15 protein-coding genes are annotated in these 17586 nt (G+C 71.5%); 3 read left to right on the top strand and 12 right to left on the bottom strand.

Annotation, left to right across the window (positions count from 1 at the left end; translation table 11 throughout):
• Nucleotides 1–53: 53 nt before the first annotated feature.
• Both AC3ETA_RS30110 and AC3ETA_RS30115 read right to left on the bottom strand, forming a co-directional pair.
• Complete coding sequence (locus AC3ETA_RS30110; RefSeq protein WP_030958996.1) at nt 54–404, bottom strand: hypothetical protein; 351 nt, start codon at nt 402–404, stop codon at nt 54–56.
• 73 nt (nt 405–477) lie between these two features.
• A complete protein-coding gene (locus AC3ETA_RS30115; protein ID WP_432196033.1) occupies nt 478–1476 on the bottom strand; it encodes a GlxA family transcriptional regulator in 999 nt (332 codons plus the stop codon).
• A gap of 224 nt (nt 1477–1700) precedes the next feature.
• Here AC3ETA_RS30115 and AC3ETA_RS30120 point away from each other — a divergent pair, with 224 nt between their 5' ends.
• Nucleotides 1701–2162: a DUF2269 family protein gene (locus AC3ETA_RS30120; RefSeq protein ID WP_269641353.1), complete on the top strand. Its 462-nt coding sequence runs from the start codon at nt 1701–1703 to the stop codon at nt 2160–2162.
• Nucleotides 2163–2331: 169 nt separating this feature from the next.
• Nucleotides 2332–2547: a hypothetical protein gene (locus tag AC3ETA_RS30125; protein WP_432196034.1), complete on the top strand. Its 216-nt coding sequence runs from the start codon at nt 2332–2334 to the stop codon at nt 2545–2547.
• A gap of 6 nt (nt 2548–2553) precedes the next feature.
• Here the strand turns inward: AC3ETA_RS30125 and tgmB are convergent, their stop codons facing one another.
• From tgmB to AC3ETA_RS30175, 10 genes are all read right to left on the bottom strand, one after another.
• On the bottom strand, nt 2554–3528 hold the full coding sequence (gene tgmB / locus AC3ETA_RS30130) for an ATP-grasp ribosomal peptide maturase (RefSeq protein ID WP_432196035.1): 975 nt from the start codon (nt 3526–3528) through the stop codon (nt 2554–2556).
• A gap of 16 nt (nt 3529–3544) precedes the next feature.
• Entirely contained in the window at nt 3545–3736 is a 192-nt protein-coding gene (gene tgmA / locus AC3ETA_RS30135; RefSeq protein ID WP_030967846.1) for a putative ATP-grasp-modified RiPP, read from the bottom strand.
• A 117-nt stretch (nt 3737–3853) separates the two neighbouring features.
• Nucleotides 3854–4150, bottom strand: a complete 297-nt coding sequence (locus AC3ETA_RS30140; protein ID WP_432196036.1) for a DUF1232 domain-containing protein — start codon at nt 4148–4150, stop codon at nt 3854–3856.
• 269 nt (nt 4151–4419) lie between these two features.
• Nucleotides 4420–5583 (bottom strand): hypothetical protein, encoded by a 1164-nt coding sequence (locus AC3ETA_RS30145; RefSeq protein ID WP_432196037.1) that lies wholly within the window; start codon nt 5581–5583, stop codon nt 4420–4422.
• Nucleotides 5584–5801: 218 nt separating this feature from the next.
• Nucleotides 5802–6296: a lamin tail domain-containing protein gene (locus AC3ETA_RS30150; protein ID WP_432196038.1), complete on the bottom strand. Its 495-nt coding sequence runs from the start codon at nt 6294–6296 to the stop codon at nt 5802–5804.
• Between the two features lie 102 nt (nt 6297–6398).
• A complete protein-coding gene (locus tag AC3ETA_RS30155) occupies nt 6399–7364 on the bottom strand; it encodes a DUF1152 domain-containing protein (protein WP_432196039.1) in 966 nt (321 codons plus the stop codon).
• 100 nt (nt 7365–7464) lie between these two features.
• Nucleotides 7465–8829: an FAD-dependent oxidoreductase gene (locus AC3ETA_RS30160; protein ID WP_432196040.1), complete on the bottom strand. Its 1365-nt coding sequence runs from the start codon at nt 8827–8829 to the stop codon at nt 7465–7467.
• Nucleotides 8830–9094: 265 nt separating this feature from the next.
• Nucleotides 9095–9802: a chitosanase gene (locus tag AC3ETA_RS30165; protein ID WP_432196041.1), complete on the bottom strand. Its 708-nt coding sequence runs from the start codon at nt 9800–9802 to the stop codon at nt 9095–9097.
• A gap of 257 nt (nt 9803–10059) precedes the next feature.
• Nucleotides 10060–12756 (bottom strand): SpoIIE family protein phosphatase, encoded by a 2697-nt coding sequence (locus tag AC3ETA_RS30170; protein ID WP_432196042.1) that lies wholly within the window; start codon nt 12754–12756, stop codon nt 10060–10062.
• A gap of 278 nt (nt 12757–13034) precedes the next feature.
• Complete coding sequence (locus AC3ETA_RS30175) at nt 13035–15560, bottom strand: SpoIIE family protein phosphatase (RefSeq protein WP_432196043.1); 2526 nt, start codon at nt 15558–15560, stop codon at nt 13035–13037.
• A 341-nt stretch (nt 15561–15901) separates the two neighbouring features.
• On the opposite strand from AC3ETA_RS30175, the gene AC3ETA_RS30180 reads away from it, so the two are divergent.
• Nucleotides 15902–17584: a tetratricopeptide repeat protein gene (locus AC3ETA_RS30180; protein ID WP_432196044.1), complete on the top strand. Its 1683-nt coding sequence runs from the start codon at nt 15902–15904 to the stop codon at nt 17582–17584.
• Nucleotides 17585–17586: the final 2 nt, after the last annotated feature.

Below are 17586 nucleotides of genomic sequence, written 5' to 3' on the forward strand. Positions count from 1 at the left end.
CGTCCCTCCGCGCGCCGATGCCGGCGCGCCGCACGGGACGGCGTCGGGGAGGCTCACGCCGCGCTGCTGCTGTGCGGCATCCAGTGCCGGCACGTCATCTCGTGCTCCGTGCCGAGGCTGGTCCACCAGCGCTCGCAGCACGCCGAGTCGAGTTCCGCCCGCACGATCGCCTCCGCGGCATCCCCGCCGCCGCGCGAGGCCCGCGCGATCAGATCGAGCAGAATCCGTCGCTGCTCACCGATCACCGTCTCCCGTACGACGGCGATGACCGGCACGAGACTGGCGGCCGCGAACAGACACGCGGCCCACATCGGGCCGTACCTCACTTCCAGGATCGAGGTCCAGGCGAGCCCCCCGCTCGTGGCGACGTAGAGGAGACACAGCAGGCGGCTGGAGCAGTTCATGGGCGTACACCGTCCTCGGGGCGGATGGAATCGCCCTGTCCAACTGCTCACGGCCCTCGTGGATTCGGGTGAATTATCCCACCGTGACGGAACGGGCGTGGTCCGCCGGATTCGCCGGGGCGATCGCCGCGGTCTTCCCCTTGAACGCGGACCGGTAGGAGTGCGGCGTCGTGCCCACCACCCGGCGGAAGCGCTCGCGGAACGCCGTCGGTGAACCGAACCCCGCCTGGCGTGCGATCCGCTCGACCGGATGGTCGCTGTTCTCCAGCAGATACTGCGCCCGCCGCACCCGCGCCCGCAGCAGCCACTGCAACGGAGTGGTGCCCGTCTGCTCGCGGAACCGGCGGCTGAAGGTGCGCTCGCTCATCCCCGAGCGCTCGGCCAGCGCCCCGAGGGTGATCTCCCCGGCGAGGTTGTCCTCGATCCACTCCAGCATCGGTTCGAGCGCCGAGCCGCGCGGCACGGGCGGGTGCTCGTGCACGATGAACTGCGCCTGCCCGCCCTCGCGTTCGAGGGGTACGACGGACATGCGGGCGGTGTGCGCGGCCACCGCCGAACCGAGGTCCCGCCGGATCATGTGCAGGCACATGTCCAGTCCCGCGGCGGCTCCGGCCGAGGTGAGGATCTGCCCGTTGTCGACGTACAGCACGTCCGGCTCCACCTGCACTCCGGGGAAACGCCGTGCCAGCTCGCCGGCCGCCATCCAGTGGGTGGTGGCGCGCAGCCCGTCCAGCAGTCCGGCCTCGGCGAGGACGAAGGCGCCCACGCACACGGACGCGATGCGCGTGCCGGACTCGGCGGCCTCGCGCAGGGCCGCCGCCACGTCGGCGGAGGGCGGCCCGGTCCCGTCGCAGCCCGGCACGATGATCGTGTCCGCGTCCGCCAGCCCGTCGAGCCCCCGGTCGATGCGCAGGGCGAAGCCCTCGGTGCGCACCTCCGGCGACTCGGCGCACAGCCGGACCCGGTAGGGGCGGCGGCCGTCCGGCAGCCGGGTCCAGCCGAACATCTGAAAGGGCGTCGCCATGTCGAACGGCACCACGTTGTCGAGAACCAGGATCGCCACGGTGTGCATGTCCGCAACCTTAGACAGAATCCCGCCACGACCAGAAGCCCAGGCCGGGGCAGTGATGCCGGGCACCGGCCTGGATAGCGGTGATGGCGGGAACCCGTTGGTTCCTGTCATTTCAGCCCCTGTGCGAGGTGCGGGAAGATCCCTAACGTGGGCGGGGCCGCCGCCCCGCGCAAGCCGGGCCAGCGGTCCTGATGCCACGCCGACCCGGAGACCGACAGCACCCGATGACCAAGATCCTGCTCATCCTTCACGTCCTTGCGGCCATCGTCGCCGTCGGCCCCGTCACCGTCGCGGCCAGCATGTTCCCGCCGGCCGCACGCCGCGTCCCGGCGACGGACGGCGCGGTGGCGGTGGGCACCGTCCGCCTCCTGCACCGCATCTGCCGCGTCTACGCGACCATCGGGCTGTCGGTCCCCGTCCTCGGCCTCGCCACCGCGCTCGCCATGGGCGTCCTGGGCAGCGGATGGCTCATCACGTCCATCGCCCTGACCGCCGCGGCCGCCGGCCTGCTGATCGCGTTCGTCCTGCCCCGCCAGGAGGAGGTACTGGAGCAACTGGACGCCGAGAAGCCCGTCGACCGCTCGGCCACTGTGCAACTGGCCATGGTCACCGGCATCTTCAACCTCCTGTGGGCGACCGTGACCATCCTGATGATCGTCCGGCCCGGTTCGACGACCGGCGCCTGAACCGGGCAGGTCGGCGGCCCGCGACCATGCGCCGGGGGCCGCCATAGCATCCGTTCGTCGCCCGCGAAGCGCTCTGGCAGAATTCGCACTTCAGTGTGCGTCGGCGCCTAGACTCGACAGCCGTGCCCATATGCACACAAGGGCCACGACATGAAAGGCGCGTTGACGGGTGTTTCAGGATTCCCCCATTTACGACCGGCTGATCGCGGAACGCGGCGACATCCCCACCCAGGTGCGCAGGGAGGCCGAACGCGTCAGCCGGGACCTGGAGTTCGTGATGCAGCCGGGGCCGTCCCTCGGCCACGCGCCGACTCCGCTACGTCAGACGCCCCCGGCCCCGACCTGGCAGCGCAGCGCCCTGCCGCCCGGTCAGCACTCCGGCTGAGCCCGGTCAGACAACTCTCGCGCGCCCGCCGTTGACGTGCGACTCCGGCCCGGCCACCGGCCGGGCCAGCCACTCGGCGATGGTGCGGGCGATCGGCTGGCCGGTGTCGACCTCGACGAAACCGAACTGGCCCGACTGATTGCACTCCAGGAACCACCACACTCCGTCGGCGTCCTCGACGAAGTCGAAGGCGCCGTAGGCCAGTTCGGCACCCTCCATGTAGGCGAGGACCGCCTCGGCGACGCGCGGCGCGACATCGACGGCCTCCCACGGCGCGTCCGACGCCGCGAAGCGGACGTCCACCTCGGCTTCCGTACCGGTCGCCTTGCGGGCGGCCAGCAGCTGGTCGCCTATCACGGTGAGGCGGATGTCGGCCCGCTTGGCGACGCGCCGTTGCAGCAGGGTCGGTCCGAACGCGACGGCGGAGAAGTCCGTGTCCGGGGCGACCCTGCTGGTCGGCACCGTGCGGGGCGGGTCCTGGGGATGCGCGCCCGACACCGGCTTGACCACCAGATCCGGATAGCGGGCGGCGAACTCGCGGGCGGCCCGCGGGAATGTCGTTATCAAGGTCGCGGGGACGGGCAGTCCGCACCGCTGGGCCAGCCGCAGCTGCCAGGGTTTGTGACGGGCCCGGCGGGCCGCGTCCGGATGGTTCATCCAGCGGGCCTCACTGCCGCGCAGCATGCCGTAGAGCGCCTGCCCGGCCTCCTCCGTCAACCAGGTCGAGGGGCTGGCCGCCCGCTGCGCCGCGGCCCCCGGTCTGCGCAGCCAGACCGAGCGCAGCCCGGCGATGCTCACCAGGCGCCCCGCGGCCCAGAGATGGCCGCGGAACGCGCCGTGCACGAACTCGCCCGACAGGGACACTCCGTCGGTCAGGTCGGCGGGGTCGAGCCGGAACACCGGAACGCCGGACGCGTTCAGATGCACCACCACCATGTCCGCCGTCACGTCTTCTTCGCTCGTCAGAATCAAGACGGTCATCTCGGCCGACCTGTGTTCAGTCGTCGAAGTGAGTCTTGGAGCCCGCTGTGGACGTCGTGGTGCCCAACTCCCGCATCAAGGCGTGATCACGGGCGGCTATGCGGCCGTCACGGAGCACGTTCAACTGCATACCGGAGTCGTAGACGTACGGAGTGGTGACCTCCAACTCCGCGGCCGGCCGTGCATAGTTGAGCGCGAACGGTTGCATCGTCTCTCCCTCACAGGTGCTGCTCCGATCGAGCCTGGCCACCCGGCGGCGGCCCTCGGTCACCGACGCCTTTTGCTTTCCACTTACTTAAACGAATCGAACGAGTGATTGGTTTCCTTACTTTCTGTAATCAACGGCGTCCGGCGGTCCCGCTTCGGGAGAACGGCGCAGGGTACGCAGTGCCAGCAAGAGCACGCCGATGTCGTCCAGATACACCGGATCGGGCATCAGATCGGCCGGCAGCACGAAGTAGAGGACGGCACCCCAGAACACCCACCGCGGCCCGGTCGGCAGCCCGGAGCGCCGCATCAGGCGCCGTGTCCGCACGAGCCGCACCAGCACCCCGACGGCCACGGCGAGCACGACGCCCGCGAGAATCACGGCGGCGATGATCAACCCGGTGGTCGACTCCACTGACCCTCCTCCTGCCGGTGCCGCACGTCACACGCACTGCTCATCGGATGCCCGCTGCGGTCGCGCACATTGCATGACGACGGTCACCCGGCCGCATCGCATCACCCGTCAGGACGAAAGACGCACAAACGAGGCGGTCACCTGCCTCCCCCGCCCCACCCGCGCACCGAATGCCACCCGCCCGACGCAGTAGCCGGCCCCCACGAAAGCGCCGCATCCCCGGTACGTCGCAGCGCCCTTCTTGCGGCCGACGCAGGGGCGGGTCGTCCCTATCGGTCCGACGTCTCCCGCTGGGCCACGACGGTCTCCGGCCCCTGCTCGACGGCCGGGGCAGGAGTCGCCTTGCGGGTCCGGGTCGAGCTCTTGAGGCGTTCGAAGGTGCGGGTCAGCTGTTGGAGGGGTGACGGTGCCGCGACGGCGGCGGGCTGCGGCTGCCGCTCGGGTGCGGCGTCGGCGGACTCCCGGAACGCGGCCAGCGCCGCGTGCGCCTGCTCGGCGGCCTCGCGGTACAGGTCCCGGGACTTCGTCATCGCGTCCAGGGCCTCCGCGTACATCGCCACGAGCTTGCGCTCGCGTGTGAGCTCCTCCTCCAGGGTCAGCAGCCGCCAGTCGTCCCGCAGGGCGGTGAGGGCATCCGGGGCGCCCTCCGGCAGCGGTCGCGGCAGCGCGGCGAAGCGCGTCACGGCGTGGAGGAGTTCGGCCGGCTCCGAACCGTCGAGGAAGACGCTGCGCACGGCGAAGGCGTCGGCCTCGTAGCCGTCCGGCGCCGGAGCGCCGGGCAGCACCACGGCGCCGCCGCGCGGCACCTGCAGACCGAGGTCCCGCAGGGCCCAGTTCACGACGCGCAGCTGGCTGGGCGCGGCGCGGTGTTCGACCACCCGGTGCCGCAGGCTCGGCGGCAGCATCCCGGCGAGCGGTGCCTGTCCGCGCTGGTCGGTGGTCATGGCCTCGTGGACGACCACATGGATGCTCCAGCCGTCCCGGGCGGCGTCCCGCAGTATGCGCCGTACGGCCCTGTCGTCCGGCGCGAGGGGGTTGATCTCGCGAAGTCGCAGGCCCGTGCCGGTGTCGTGGTCCCAGGCCGCGTCCGGTTCCTGAGGCCAGAACATCGCGGCCGGAGAGGGCCACCGGGGATCCCACGGAGCCTCGGCCTCGGCGACCAGCACCCACTCCTGGCCGCTGCCGGAGTCACGCCGGACGGTCAGCCGGGCGCGTACGGTCACGGATCCGGCGACTCGCCATCGGGCCTCGAAGACCGAGTCCTGGGCGGCCTCGTCCTCGGGCACTTCCAGGAAGTCGTCGATGGTGCGGTTGTCCTTGAGCTGCCGCAGTGCGGTGCGGACCGCGTCCTGAGCTGCGGGGCCCGGGTGGCGGCCGCGGGCCGACCACACCGTGGGAGGAGTCGTGGGGCGGGTGCTGGAGGAGCTGGGCATGGGTCCATCTAAGGGCGGGGGCACGTGCTTCTTACAAGTATCGTCGTCGCAGATGACTGCCCACTCGCCGGGGTCCGCACACGGGGTGTGCGTGATCCGCACCCGCCGGTGGGCGTTCACCCGTGGCCCGTGCCGCGTCCCGTCATGACAATGACTCTTCGAGCGGGACCCGCCCACCATCCGCATTGGGGCGGGTCCCGCTCATCCTCCACGCCCGCTCAGTTGTGGTACGTGATGTAGCCGTTGCCGTCCCGGTCGTTCTGGGACTTGGTGTAGGCGTGCGAGTCCGCTCCGGCGCCCGAGGGCTTGTAGAGGTAGATCGTGTCCTTGTCGTTGTTCCACATGAAGTTGCAGTTGTCGCGGTAGACGACGTTCTTCGTGTCGGAGTCGGTGCCGTTTCCGCCCCGCAGCCTCACGTAGTCGCCGGGCTGGAGGTAGTGGTTCGCCGTGAACGTGAACCTGTTGCCGGCCTTGTCCTTCACGACGTAGCCCTTGAGGTTGACCGTCGTGCCCGACGAGTAGTTCTTGATCGTCAGGTATTCCTCGTCGGTGTTGCCGGTGCGGCAGTTGTTGGAGTCGCTGCCGGGCGCGTCGTACTGGATGCCGCGGATCTTCAGCGCGGACGAGTACTCGGTGGCCTGGGCGGGCGCGGCGGCGAGTGCGGCGAGGGTGCCGGTGGCGAGCGCGGTCGTGACGAACATGCGTATACGCATGGAGAAACATCCCCCCTGTGTGGAGCTTCTGTGAAGATCAGGATTTTAACCAGGCGATACAGGTGCTGTGCCGACTTCACCGAAATGCGGGACGCGGGTGGGTCAGTGCGGGTAGGCCCGCGGTGGCCGCTGACGGGGGAGCTCGTCGCGGAAGTCCGAGATGACCGAACTGATCTGACGCATGAGCGCGGTGTTCTCCAGCCGGTCGAGATACAGGTTGTGCCGGGCCAGGGCGGGCGCGTCGACGCAGAAGTACAGGGCCATGAGCGGATTGACGAACAGTTCGCCGTCCTTGGTCCGCTCGGTGAAGCGGACATCGCCGAAGTCGCCGCGCACCGCGGCGGCGACGGACCCCTGCACGATGCTCGGGTGGTCCGGCGTGCACCGCTGCGCGTGCGCCACCGCGTCGAGGTACAGGCGCCCCTCGCGGCTGTCGCGAGGCAGCGAGAACGCGCCGAGGTAGCCGCCCTCGCGGTCGAGGGCTGCGAGATTCTCCAGCACCAGCGAGTGGTTGACCCCGTGATGGGCGTCCACCCCGAACCCGAGGCACGCCACCAGCCGTACGGCGACCTCGTCGAGCCCGGCCACGGCCGCCAGGCTCGCCATGTCCTCCTCCGGCGTGCCCAGCCCGTTCTCGTCGCCGCGCATGAGGATGTCGGTGCCGCCGTCCACCAGTACGACGGCGTCCACCCCGCCCAGCTGCGCCAGAAGCGTGCGGTAGGCGTCCCGCAGCGGTCGCACTCCGGTGCGCGGGAAGGCGTACACCGTGTCGGGCAGGTCCTGCTCGGCGAGCCAGCGGGCGAGCGTCCGCTCGGGGAAGTAGTCGCCGCGTGCGGCGGTGTCCGGGCGGATCGCCGCGACGTCGTGGTCCACCCATACATCGAGGTCCAGCCCGTACAGGTCGGAGAAGGACAGGCTGGCCAGGTGGACGTCCTTGCCGGCCGCGCGCAGGGCGAGGGCCAGGGGCAGTCCGGCGTACACGTCGAAACCGCCGCCCGCGCCGGCGACCAGTACCCGCCGCGCGTCGCGCAGCCGGGTCAGGAAAGGGGGCTCCAGGAGTGAGAACACCGGGGGACGCTAACAGGCGGAGATCGCCAGGGAGAGGGAATTACCGGGAGGGCCGCAGGCATGAGCCTCCGGCCCCCCCCGGTCGATGCCGCTCGGCGGGTTACGCGCCGCTCTCGCGGAGCATGTCCTCGCGCTCGACGAGCTTCACGCGCTCACGGCCCTGCGGCTCGCCCAGCGCCTTCTCGGCGGCGTCGAGCCTGTACCAGCCCTCCCACGTGGTGAATCGCACGTTCCGCTCGGCCAGGAAGGCGTCCACGGCCTCCGGCTCGGGCGAGGACGGCGTCTGGAGACGGCCGCCCGCGAAGTCGTCCAGCAGGTTCGACACCGTCTCGTTGGCGTCGCCCTTGGTGTGGCCGATGAGGCCCACCGGACCGCGCCGGATCCAGCCGGTGACGTACGTCGACTGAAGGTGCTCGCCGGACTCCTGTATCACCCGGCCGCCCTCGTCCGGGACCGTGCCCGACTCGATGTCCCAGGGCAGCTTGGGGAGCTTGTCGGAGAGGTAGCCGACGGCGCGGTAGATCGCGGTGACGTCCCAGTCCTTGAACTCGCCGGTGCCCTTGACGTTGCCGGTGCCGTCGAGGGCGGTGCGCTCGGTGCGCAGGCCGACGACCTTGCCGTCCTCGCCGAGGACCTCGGAGGGCGACTCGAAGAAGTGCAGGAACAGCTTGTGCGGGCGGTCGCCGACGTCCCGGATCGCCCAGTTCTCCAAGGTCTTGGCGACCATGTCGGCCTGCTTGTTGCCGCGCCGGGTCTCGATCGAGCCGGCGTCGTAGTCGATGTCCTCGGGGTCGACGATGACCTCGATGTTGGGGGAGTGGTCCAGCTCCCGCAGCTCCATCGGGGAGAACTTCGCCTGCGCCGGGCCGCGGCGGCCGAACACGTGGATCTCCAGCGCCTTGTTCGCCTTCAGCCCCTCGTGGACGTTCGGCGGGATCTCCGTCGGGAGCAGCTCGTCCGCCGTCTTGGCCAGGATGCGGGCCACGTCCAGCGCGACGTTGCCGACGCCGAGCACGGCGACCTTCTCCGCCTCCAGCGGCCAGGTGCGCGGCACGTCCGGGTGGCCGTCGTACCAGGAGACGAAGTCCGCCGCGCCGTACGAGCCGTCGAGGTCGATGCCCGGGATCGGCAGCGCACGGTCGGCCGTCGCGCCGGTCGAGAAGATCACGGCGTCGTAGAACGCTCGCAGGTCGTCCAGGCTCAGGTCCCCCGGGTAGTCGACGTTGCCGAAGAGACGGATCTGCGGCTTGTCGAGCACCTGGTGGAGGGCCGTGATGATGCCCTTGATGCGGGGGTGGTCGGGGGCGACGCCGTAACGGATCAGTCCGAACGGCGCGGGCATGCGCTCGAACAGGTCGATGGAAACGCCGGGCTCGGCGGCCACCTCGGACTTGAGCAACGCGTCGGCGGCGTAGATCCCGGCGGGGCCGGCTCCGACGATGGCTACCCGCAGGGGGCGGGGCATGATCAGGTTCCCTTCGAGAGGCGATAGATCGTCTCGAACGGGAAGCCTAAACTAAGGCAAGCCTAAGTCGGTACGCGGGTCCGGCCTATGAGCTCATAAATCAATTCTATGACCCGTGCACGTGGAACTCGAACACGGGGAAAGTTCATCGTCGACTTCAGGACCTACGCCTGCCTGGGCCTGCGGCTGACGGGCGGCAACGGGGCCGCGGCGGGGCGGGTGGGTTGCCGTAGGGGCGGGGGGCGTACGGCAACCCGGGTCCCGGTCAGTCGATGTGGAAGCTGTCTCCGTACACCTTCCAGCTCAGCGGTGTGTTCAGGTCGAGGTTGCCCGCTCGCAGGAAGACCCGCTGGGCCGTGTCGACCCGGCTGGTGTCGCTGTGGGCCTCCTCCTGCTTCATGGCCCACACCCGCGCGTCCAGGAAGGCGTGGAGGTACGTGACCTCGTCACCGCCCTGCGCCGGCGGCCGGGCCCGGTTCAGGGCGCGCTTGCGGATGTTGCGGAAGCTGGTCGGGTCGGTGCCGTCGCCGTGCATGACGAGGGCGTCGTAGTACGCGAACTGGCCGAGCACGCGCAGTCCGTCGGTCCTGCCCTGCTGCACGGCCGGGTTGAAGTACACCCGGTCGCGCTCGTCGTTCTGCGCCTGCTTGAACACCTGGTCCCGCGCGGCCCGGCCCCAGTCGCGGGGGTAGTTCGGGTCGAGCCCGTCGTGGGAGTCGGTGCCGTCGACCCGGCGCAGGGCCGGCAGGTACGGGGCGAGGACGTTGCCGGGGCGGCGGGCGGTGTACAGCTCCACGAGGTCGAGCATGTCGCCCGTGCCGGAGCAGAAGCCGATGATGCCGGCGGTGTAGCCGCGGCCGTCGCCGATGTCCTCGATGTACTTGTACTGCGCCTTCCAGTCGAGCGAGGAGTTCTCCGCGCTCGACACCAGCTTCATGGCGATCTCCTTCTTCGCCGGGTCGTCGAGTCCCACCGCGGCGCTCCGCGCGGCGGCACGGGGGGAGGCGAGGAGTGGGGCTGACGCCAGTGACGCGCCGATCAGGGTGAGAAGCGTGCGACGCGACGTGTGCGGGGGGTGCTTCACGGCGGCTCCAGGGGGAGGTGGGGGGTGGGGAGTTGGCCGTTCCTGTCACTGATAGGAAGGTTTCCTATCAGAAGCCGAGCGCGCAGGACACCGGTCGCGTCGAAGGTTCGTAGCTATCTACAAGCCGCCGCGGCGGGCCGGGCCGGTCACGGGAGGAGCTGCGACCCCGGCTGCGGCAGCGACTGCTCCGCCCAGATCACCTTGCCCGACGGCAGATACCGCGTGCCCCAGCGCTCGGCGAGCTGCGCGACCAGGAACAGGCCGCGCCCGCCCTCGTCCGTCATGGCGGCATAGCGCAGATGCGGCGAGGTGCTGCTGGCGTCGAAGACCTCGCAGATCAGACTCCGGTCGCGCAGCATGCGCACCCGGATCGGGTCACCGCCGTACCGGATGGCGTTGGTGACCAGCTCGCTCAGCATCAGCTCCGTGGCGAACGACAGCTCGTCGAGACCCCAGCGCTCCAGCGTCTGCGTCACGGCGGAGCGGACCTGGCCCACGGCCGCCGGGTCCGGCGGCACGTCCCACTCGGCGACCATGTCGGATCCGAGCGCGCGCGTGCGCGCCACGATCAGCGCGATGTCGTCGCTCTGGCGGCCCGCGAGGCGGGCCTCCAGGACGGCCTGGCAGGTCTCCTCCGGCGTGCGGCCGGTCCCGGTCAGCGCCACGCGCAGCTGCTCCAGGCCCTCGTCGATGTCGTGGTCCCGGTCCTCCACCAGCCCGTCCGTGTACAGCACGAGGCGGCTGTCCTCCGCGAGCTCGAGCTCGGTCATCTCGAACGGCAGCCCACCCAGACCCAGCGGGGGACCGGCGGGTACGTCCGGGAACTCCACGGTGCCGTCCGGCCGGACCAGGGCGGGCGGGGGGTGCCCTGCGCGGGCGATCGTGCACCGCCGGGACACCGGGTCGTAGATCGCGTACAGGCAGGTCGCGCCGGTCACCGCGGCGGTGTCGCCCTCCTGGGCCTCGTCCTGGTCGATCCGCGCGACCAGCTCGTCCAGGAGCGCGAGCAGCTCGTCGGGCGGCAGGTCCAGGGCGGAGAAGTTGTGCACGGCCGTGCGCAGCCGTCCCATGGTGGCCGCCGCGTGCAGCCCGTGGCCCACGACGTCCCCGACCACCAGCGCGACCCGGGCGCCGGACAGCGGCAGTACGTCGAACCAGTCACCGCCCACGCCGGCCTGCGCCGGCAGATACCGGTAGGCGATCTCCAGGGCGTTCTGCTCGGGCAGGCTGCGGGGCAGCAGACTGCGCTGGAGCGTGACCGCCATGCTGTGCTCGCGCGTGTAGCGGCGGGCGTTGTCGATGGACACCGCCGCCCGCGCGACCAGCTCCTCGGCCAGCGCCACCTCGTCGGTGTCGAACGGCTCGCCCTTCTGTGACCGCCAGAAACTCACCACGCCCAGCAGCAGCGAACCCGCCCGCAGCGGCACCGCGATCAGCGAGTGGATGCCGAACTCCACCACCTGCGCCGAGCGCTCCAGATCCTGGGCCCGCCAGCCCGGCGCCTCGTGCAGCAGCGGCTCGACGACGGCCTGCCCGCCGTTCAGGGCCCGGGCCTGCGGCGAGGAGTCGACGAACCGGATCTGCTGGCCCACCGGGTAGAGCGGTGCGTCCTTGCGTACCCCGCTGCACGCCGTGCGGCGCAGCCGGGTCACCGCCTCCGGCTGCCCGCCGCCCAGCACCGCGTCGAACAGGTCGACGGTGGCGAAGTCCGCGAAGCGGGGCACCGCCAGCTCCGCGAGCTCCTCGGCGGTGCGGGTGACGTCCAGGCTGGTGCCGATGCCCACGCCGGCGTCGTACAGCATGTTCAGGCGCTCGCGGGCCTCCTCGGCGCGGCCGGACAGGGCCCGCAGCTCGGTCGAGTCGCGCAGCGTGGCGACGCTGCCGGAGGGGCGGCCCCTGAGGTGGGTGGCGCGCTGGTTGACCGCGAGGAGCCGGTCCTTGACCAGGTGCACCTCGTCCGTGGCCATCCGGCCGGAGTCCAGCAGTTCGGCGGTTGCGGGGGCGAGGCCGAGGTCGAGCACCTTGCGTCCCTCGGCGTCCTCGGGCAGGTCGAGCAGGCGGTGCGCCTCGTCGTTGGCGAGGAGCAGCCGGCCCTCGTCGCCGACGATGATCACGCCCTCGCGCACGGCGTGCAGAACCGCGTCGTGATGCTCGTACATCCGGGTCATCTCGTCCGGCCCGAGGCCGTGCGTCTGCCGCAGCAGCCGTTTGCTGACCAGGGCCGTGCCGGCCGTGGACAGGGCGAGCGCGGCCGCCGCGGCGATCAGGACGACCGGCAGCTGCCGGTCCGCCGTACCGCCCACCGTGTCCGTCGTGATCCCCGCCGACACCAGGCCGACGACCTTCCCGTCGGGATCCTTGATCGGGACGACGGCCTGCACCAGCGGCCCGATGGTGCCGGTGATCTGCTCGGTCACCACCTTGCCCTCGAGCGCGGGCTCCAGGTTCCCGACGAAGTGCTTGCCGATCCGGTCGGGCTTGGGGTGGGTGTAGCGGATGCCGTCGGTGTTCATGACGACGATGAAGTCCACGGCGGTGGCCTTGCGGGCCGCCTCGGCCTTCGGCTGGAGCACGGCCGTGGGGTCGGGGCTGTTCAGCGCCTCCCGGGTGCCCGGCGCGTTCGCGAACGCCTCGGCCACCGCGACGGAGCGGTTGCGGGCCTCCTGGGTGCTGTCGTACCGCACCTGCAGCACCAGGGCCACGACCGCGGCGACGACCAGCAGCAGCACGATCACGACCTGGAGCAGGAACACCTGTCCGGCGACGCTGCGCCCGCCGACCGCGGACCGCAGCCGCCCGAACGGGCCCTTGCGCTGCTCCTGGCCGCCGGGGCCGAACGGCATTCCCCGTTCGGGCACCACCGTGCCGCGGTCCGGCGCACCCCGGGTGCGCGGACCGCTGGGACGACGTGCCGACCGGGGCCCGGATCGACCCGATAGTCGGACCATGTGCCCATGTCTACACTGCATGGCCTTCCGAGGCGAGAGACGTCACGGACCGTGACAGTCGCTGTTTGCCGCTCCGCCCCGCGATCATCGTGATGATCCACTGAAACCGGACAACTCCCGCCCCCGCCGCAGCAGTACGCCGTGCACGGCACCGGAATCCGGAGGCCTGTTTGTCACTTCCGGCGCAGTGGCGTGGCGCGCCGGGTGGCGAGCAGCAGCGCGATGTCGTCGGGGCGGTCCGTCATGTGCCGGGCCGTCGCGGTGAGCCGGTCGGCCAGGCTCGCCAGGGTGCGGCCGCCCGGGCGGGCCCCGGGACCGCCGGCCCTGGCCAGGGCGACCCGCAGCGCGCTGATGCCGTCGTCGATGTCGATGCCGGGCCGCTCGACCAGCCCGTCGGTGTACAGCGCCAGCACCGCACCGGGGTCCATCCGCAGCTCCGCCACCGGGTACTGGGCCTGCGGGTCCACGCCGAGGACCACCCCGCCCGGCAGGTCCAGGAGATGGGTGCGGCCGTCGGAGCGGCGCAGCAGCGGGCGCGGGTGCCCGGCGACGGCCGCCTGGGCGACACCGGTCGCCGGGTCCAGCCGGATGTAGCAGCAGCTCGCGAACAGTCCGGCGTCCAGATCGATGAGCAGGCGATTGGTACCGCTCATGACCTCGTCCGGCGGCCGGTCGCCGAGGGCGAACGCCCGCACGGCGCTGCGCAGCTGGCCCATGGTGGCCGCCGCCTGCACGCCGTGCCCCTGCACATCGCCGATGACCAGCGCGATCCCGTCCCCGGCGGACACGACGTCGTACCAGTCGCCGCCCACCTCCATGCCCTGGGTGCCCGGCAGATAGCGACCGGCGGTCTCCAGCAGCGGGTGCTCCGACAGCCGCCGCGGGAGCAGCGCCTGCTGGAGCCCGCGGGCCAGCGCGGCCTCGCTCTCGTAGCGCTGTGCCTTCTCCAGGGCGTGCGCGATCAGCCCGGCCATGGCGGTCAGCACCGAGCGCTCCTCGCTGCTGAAGCTGCGCGGCCGGTCGAAGCCGAGAATGCAGGAGCCGACGGGACGGCCTGACGCGATCAGCGGCAGGAACGCGCGGGCGCCCTCGGTCGCGTCCAGTGCGATACCCGGGTACGCGTCGGCGAGCTGCTGCATGGAGTCGAAGAACAACGGGCGCCCCGTGGTCAGCGTCTCCACGCCCGGCAGCCCCTTGTCCAGCCCCACACCGTCGAACGGGGCGAGGAACCCCTTGGGGAAGCCCGTCTCCCAGGCCAGGTACAGATGCCGCTCCTGGAGCAGGTAGATGGCCAGCCGGCGGCCGCCGAACACGGGCAGCAGCTCCCGCATCACCACGGCGGACACCTGACGGGGGGTGACGGCCTCCGTCAGCGCGATGGCGAGGACGATCGGGCGGTACAGGGGAGCGAGCGAGGTCGCTCCGGCGGGCTCCTGCGTGCCGTGCACGTCCAAGAGGTCGGAGGTGGTGTCCGTCATGCCGTGCCCCGGGCGGATCGTGCAGGTCAACAGGTCGGGGCCGGGGTACAGCGACAGGGCGAGGAGCTCCTCGCTGAAGGTGCGGGCAGCGGTCTCGTGCTCGGGGTCGGGCGGTCTGCGGACGTGGAAGTGCACCGGGTCCGGAGCCAGCAGGGCGACCCGCAGATGGTCTTCCACGGCGGGCTGGTTCAGCCACGGCACGCTCTCCCACAGGGTCCGGCCCAGCAGCTCGCCGCGCGGCCGGCGCAGCAGCCTGGCCGCGTGCGGATTGGCGTAGACGACCGAGCCCAGCCGGTCCAGGCAGAACACCCCGTCCGGCAGCTGATCGGCCGCCACGTCCGCCACCGCGCTCGCCCCGGGGTCGAGGACGACGCCGCGTACGGGCGCCGCGGAGACGGGAGTCGAATCTTCGTACGGTCCCCAGATCTCGACCAGCCGCAGCGCGCCGTTGGCCGCGCGCACGTACAGCGGCAGAGCCGGTGGCCGCCCGCCGGCCGCCTCCCGCAGCGCGGCCAGGATCCTGTCCGTGTCACCCGGGGCGACAGCCTCCGCGAACTCCTCCACGGTGGCGTGCGACTCCCCGGGAGCGGCGCCGAGGACGACGTTGAGCCGCTCCTCCGCCGTCACGACGTTCGTCGCCGGATCCCAGGCGAACCGGCCCAGATAGCCGGAGGGCCGGCGCCTGGCCGGCGGCCGCACGCACAGCGGCCCGCCGTCCCAGTTCACCGCCGCGGCATCGCCGTTCTCCAGGGTCCGCAGCGCCGAGCCCAGCTCCTTCGCCAGCTGGGACATGCGCTCGCGCACGGGCAGCAGCTCGGTGGCGTCGCCCGCCGAGGGCCGCAGCACGGTCAGCACGCCGAAGACCGACGATCCGCCGGTGACGGGGACGTACAGCGATCCGAACTGGAACGGCAGTCCGGCGGCGAACTGCGGATAGCGGCGCATCGTCTCCGTCGCGTTCGGCAGGACCACCTCGACGCCGAGGCGGTAGGCGTCCGCGACGGGGAACGGCCGGTCCACGTGCAACCGCCACCACGGCCGGAACAGCGGGCCCGGCAGCCCCTCCAGCACCGCCAGTCTGAGCAGTCCCGGCGTGCCGGAGCGCAGGTAGACCCCTCCCGCGTGCCCACCGGCTGCGCTGATCGCCTCCGCCGAGGCATCGATCAGCAGTGCCGCCAGCTCGCCGGGCGTCCGCTCTGCGCCCTCGGCGCTCCCAGTCATCGACCTACCTCGTCCGTACGCCGTCACGCGCGCGACACAGCAAGAATGCGCCACGAGGGCCCCGGCTCGCACCTGGGGCGACAGAATCCGTCGCACTCGACCCCCGGGTCGGACGAGCGCCGATGCCACCGGATCCAGCGCCCACGGGCCGGAAGCGGGTGCCGGACCGGTGCCTGCGCCGACGGCCGCAGGACGGTCGGCTTCCGGCCACGCGGTCCCGTCGCGGAGGCGGCGGCCGAAACCGTGCGACGGACCCTGCCGTTGTCCGTGCGAGACCCGGGGCTGTCCGGAAGACTCGGGAACGGGCTCGGCGGGCTCGGTACAGGCAGGAGAGCAGACGCATGGAGTACTACGACCTCGGTACGCACACCCGCTCCGTCACCACGTCCTCCCCTCAGGCCCAGCTCTGGTTCGACCGCGGGCTGGTCTGGACGTACGCCTTCCACCACGAGGAGGCCGTCGCCTGCTTCGAGGCCGCCGCCGCGGCCGACCCCGACTGCGCCATGGCCCACTGGGGCATCGCCTACGCCCTGGGGCCGAACTACAACAAACCCTGGGAGTTCTTCGACGGCGAGGACCTCGCGCGCACCGTCGACCGCACCCATGCCGCCGTCGAGCTGGCCCACGGGAAGGCGGTCGACGCAACGCCCGTCGAGCGGGCCCTGATCGCCGCGCTGCGCGCCCGCTATCCGCAGGCCAAGGCGGTCGAGGACTGCTCGGTCTGGAACGCCCCGTACGCCGACAGCATGCGTGCGGTGTACGAGCTGGCCCCCGACGACCTCGACGTCGCCACGCTGTACGCCGACGCCCTGATGAACCTCACGCCCTGGCAGCTGTGGGACCTGAGGACCGGCGAACCGGCCGAGGGGGCCCGCACCCGGGAGGCCAGGGCGGTGCTCGACCGGGCTCTCGCCACCACCGCCGGGCGCGACCACCCGGGCGTGGTCCACCTGTACATCCACCTCATGGAGATGTCCCCGACCCCGGAGGCGGCCCTGACGGTCGCCGACCGGCTGCGTGGACTGGTGCCCGACGCCGGCCACCTCAAGCACATGCCCTCGCACCTGGAGGTGCTGTGCGGCGACTACCGCCGGGTGGTCTCCGACAACACCGCCGCGATCACGGTCGACGAGAAGTACCACGCGCGGGCCGGGGCGATGAACTTCTACACCCTGTACCGCTCGCACAACTACCACTTCAAGATCTACGGCGCGATGTTCCTCGGCCAGTGCGAGGTCGCCCTTGAGACCGCCGCGCAGCTGGAGGCGTCCATCCCGGAGGACCTGCTGCGGGTGCCGAGCCCGCCGATGGCCGACTGGCTGGAGGGCTTCCTCGCCATGCGCGTCCATGTACTGATCCGCTTCGGCCGCTGGGACGACATCCTGGCCCAGCCGCTGCCCGCCGACCCGGAGCTGTACTGCACCACCACCGCGATGCTGCACTACGCCCGCGGCGTCGCCCTCTCCGCCACGCACCGCGTACAGGAGGCGGAGGCGGAACGCGACCTCTTCAGGGCGGCGGTCGCCCGGGTCCCCGAGACCCGCATGCTGTTCAACAACACCTGCCACGACATCCTCGCCATCGCCTCGGCGATGCTCGACGGCGAGCTGGAGTACCGCAAAGGTCACCACGACGCCGCCTTCGCCGCGCTGGAACGCTCCATCGAGCTGGACGACAACCTTCCCTACGACGAACCCTGGGGCTGGATGCAGCCCACCCGGCACGCCTACGGCGCCCTCCTGCTCGAACAGGGCCGCGTCGAGGAGGCCGAGGCGGTCTACCGGGCCGACCTCGGTCTGGACGGCACTCTCCCGCGCCCCCTCCAGCACCCCGGCAATGTCTGGTCCCTGCACGGCCTGCACGAGTGCCTGCTGCGTCTGGGCCGGACCGGGGAGGCACAGATGATGGCCCAGCAGCTGCGTCTGGCCGCCGCGCTGGCGGACGTCCCCATCGAGGCGTCCTGCTTCTGCCGTCTCGACACGACCGCCCGAGAAGTCGCGGAGGACGGCTGCTGCGCGCAGTGAGG

This window comes from Streptomyces sp. bgisy027, assembly GCF_057710365.1.

What these genes read in the sequence shown, in the direction of transcription:
- AC3ETA_RS30110 (WP_030958996.1), bottom strand. Translation starts at nt 404, where the DNA reads ATGAACTGCTCCAGCCGCCTGCTGTGTCTCCTCTACGTCGCCACGAGC.
- AC3ETA_RS30115 (WP_432196033.1), bottom strand. Translation starts at nt 1,476, where the DNA reads ATGCACACCGTGGCGATCCTGGTTCTCGACAACGTGGTGCCGTTCGAC.
- AC3ETA_RS30120 (WP_269641353.1), top strand. Translation starts at nt 1,701, where the DNA reads ATGACCAAGATCCTGCTCATCCTTCACGTCCTTGCGGCCATCGTCGCC.
- tgmB (WP_432196035.1), bottom strand. Translation starts at nt 3,528, where the DNA reads ATGACCGTCTTGATTCTGACGAGCGAAGAAGACGTGACGGCGGACATG.
- tgmA (WP_030967846.1), bottom strand. Translation starts at nt 3,736, where the DNA reads ATGCAACCGTTCGCGCTCAACTATGCACGGCCGGCCGCGGAGTTGGAG.
- AC3ETA_RS30145 (WP_432196037.1), bottom strand. Translation starts at nt 5,583, where the DNA reads ATGCCCAGCTCCTCCAGCACCCGCCCCACGACTCCTCCCACGGTGTGG.
- AC3ETA_RS30150 (WP_432196038.1), bottom strand. Translation starts at nt 6,296, where the DNA reads ATGCGTATACGCATGTTCGTCACGACCGCGCTCGCCACCGGCACCCTC.
- AC3ETA_RS30160 (WP_432196040.1), bottom strand. Translation starts at nt 8,829, where the DNA reads ATGCCCCGCCCCCTGCGGGTAGCCATCGTCGGAGCCGGCCCCGCCGGG.
- AC3ETA_RS30170 (WP_432196042.1), bottom strand. Translation starts at nt 12,756, where the DNA reads ATGCCGTTCGGCCCCGGCGGCCAGGAGCAGCGCAAGGGCCCGTTCGGG.
- AC3ETA_RS30175 (WP_432196043.1), bottom strand. Translation starts at nt 15,560, where the DNA reads ATGACTGGGAGCGCCGAGGGCGCAGAGCGGACGCCCGGCGAGCTGGCG.
- AC3ETA_RS30180 (WP_432196044.1), top strand. Translation starts at nt 15,902, where the DNA reads ATGGAGTACTACGACCTCGGTACGCACACCCGCTCCGTCACCACGTCC.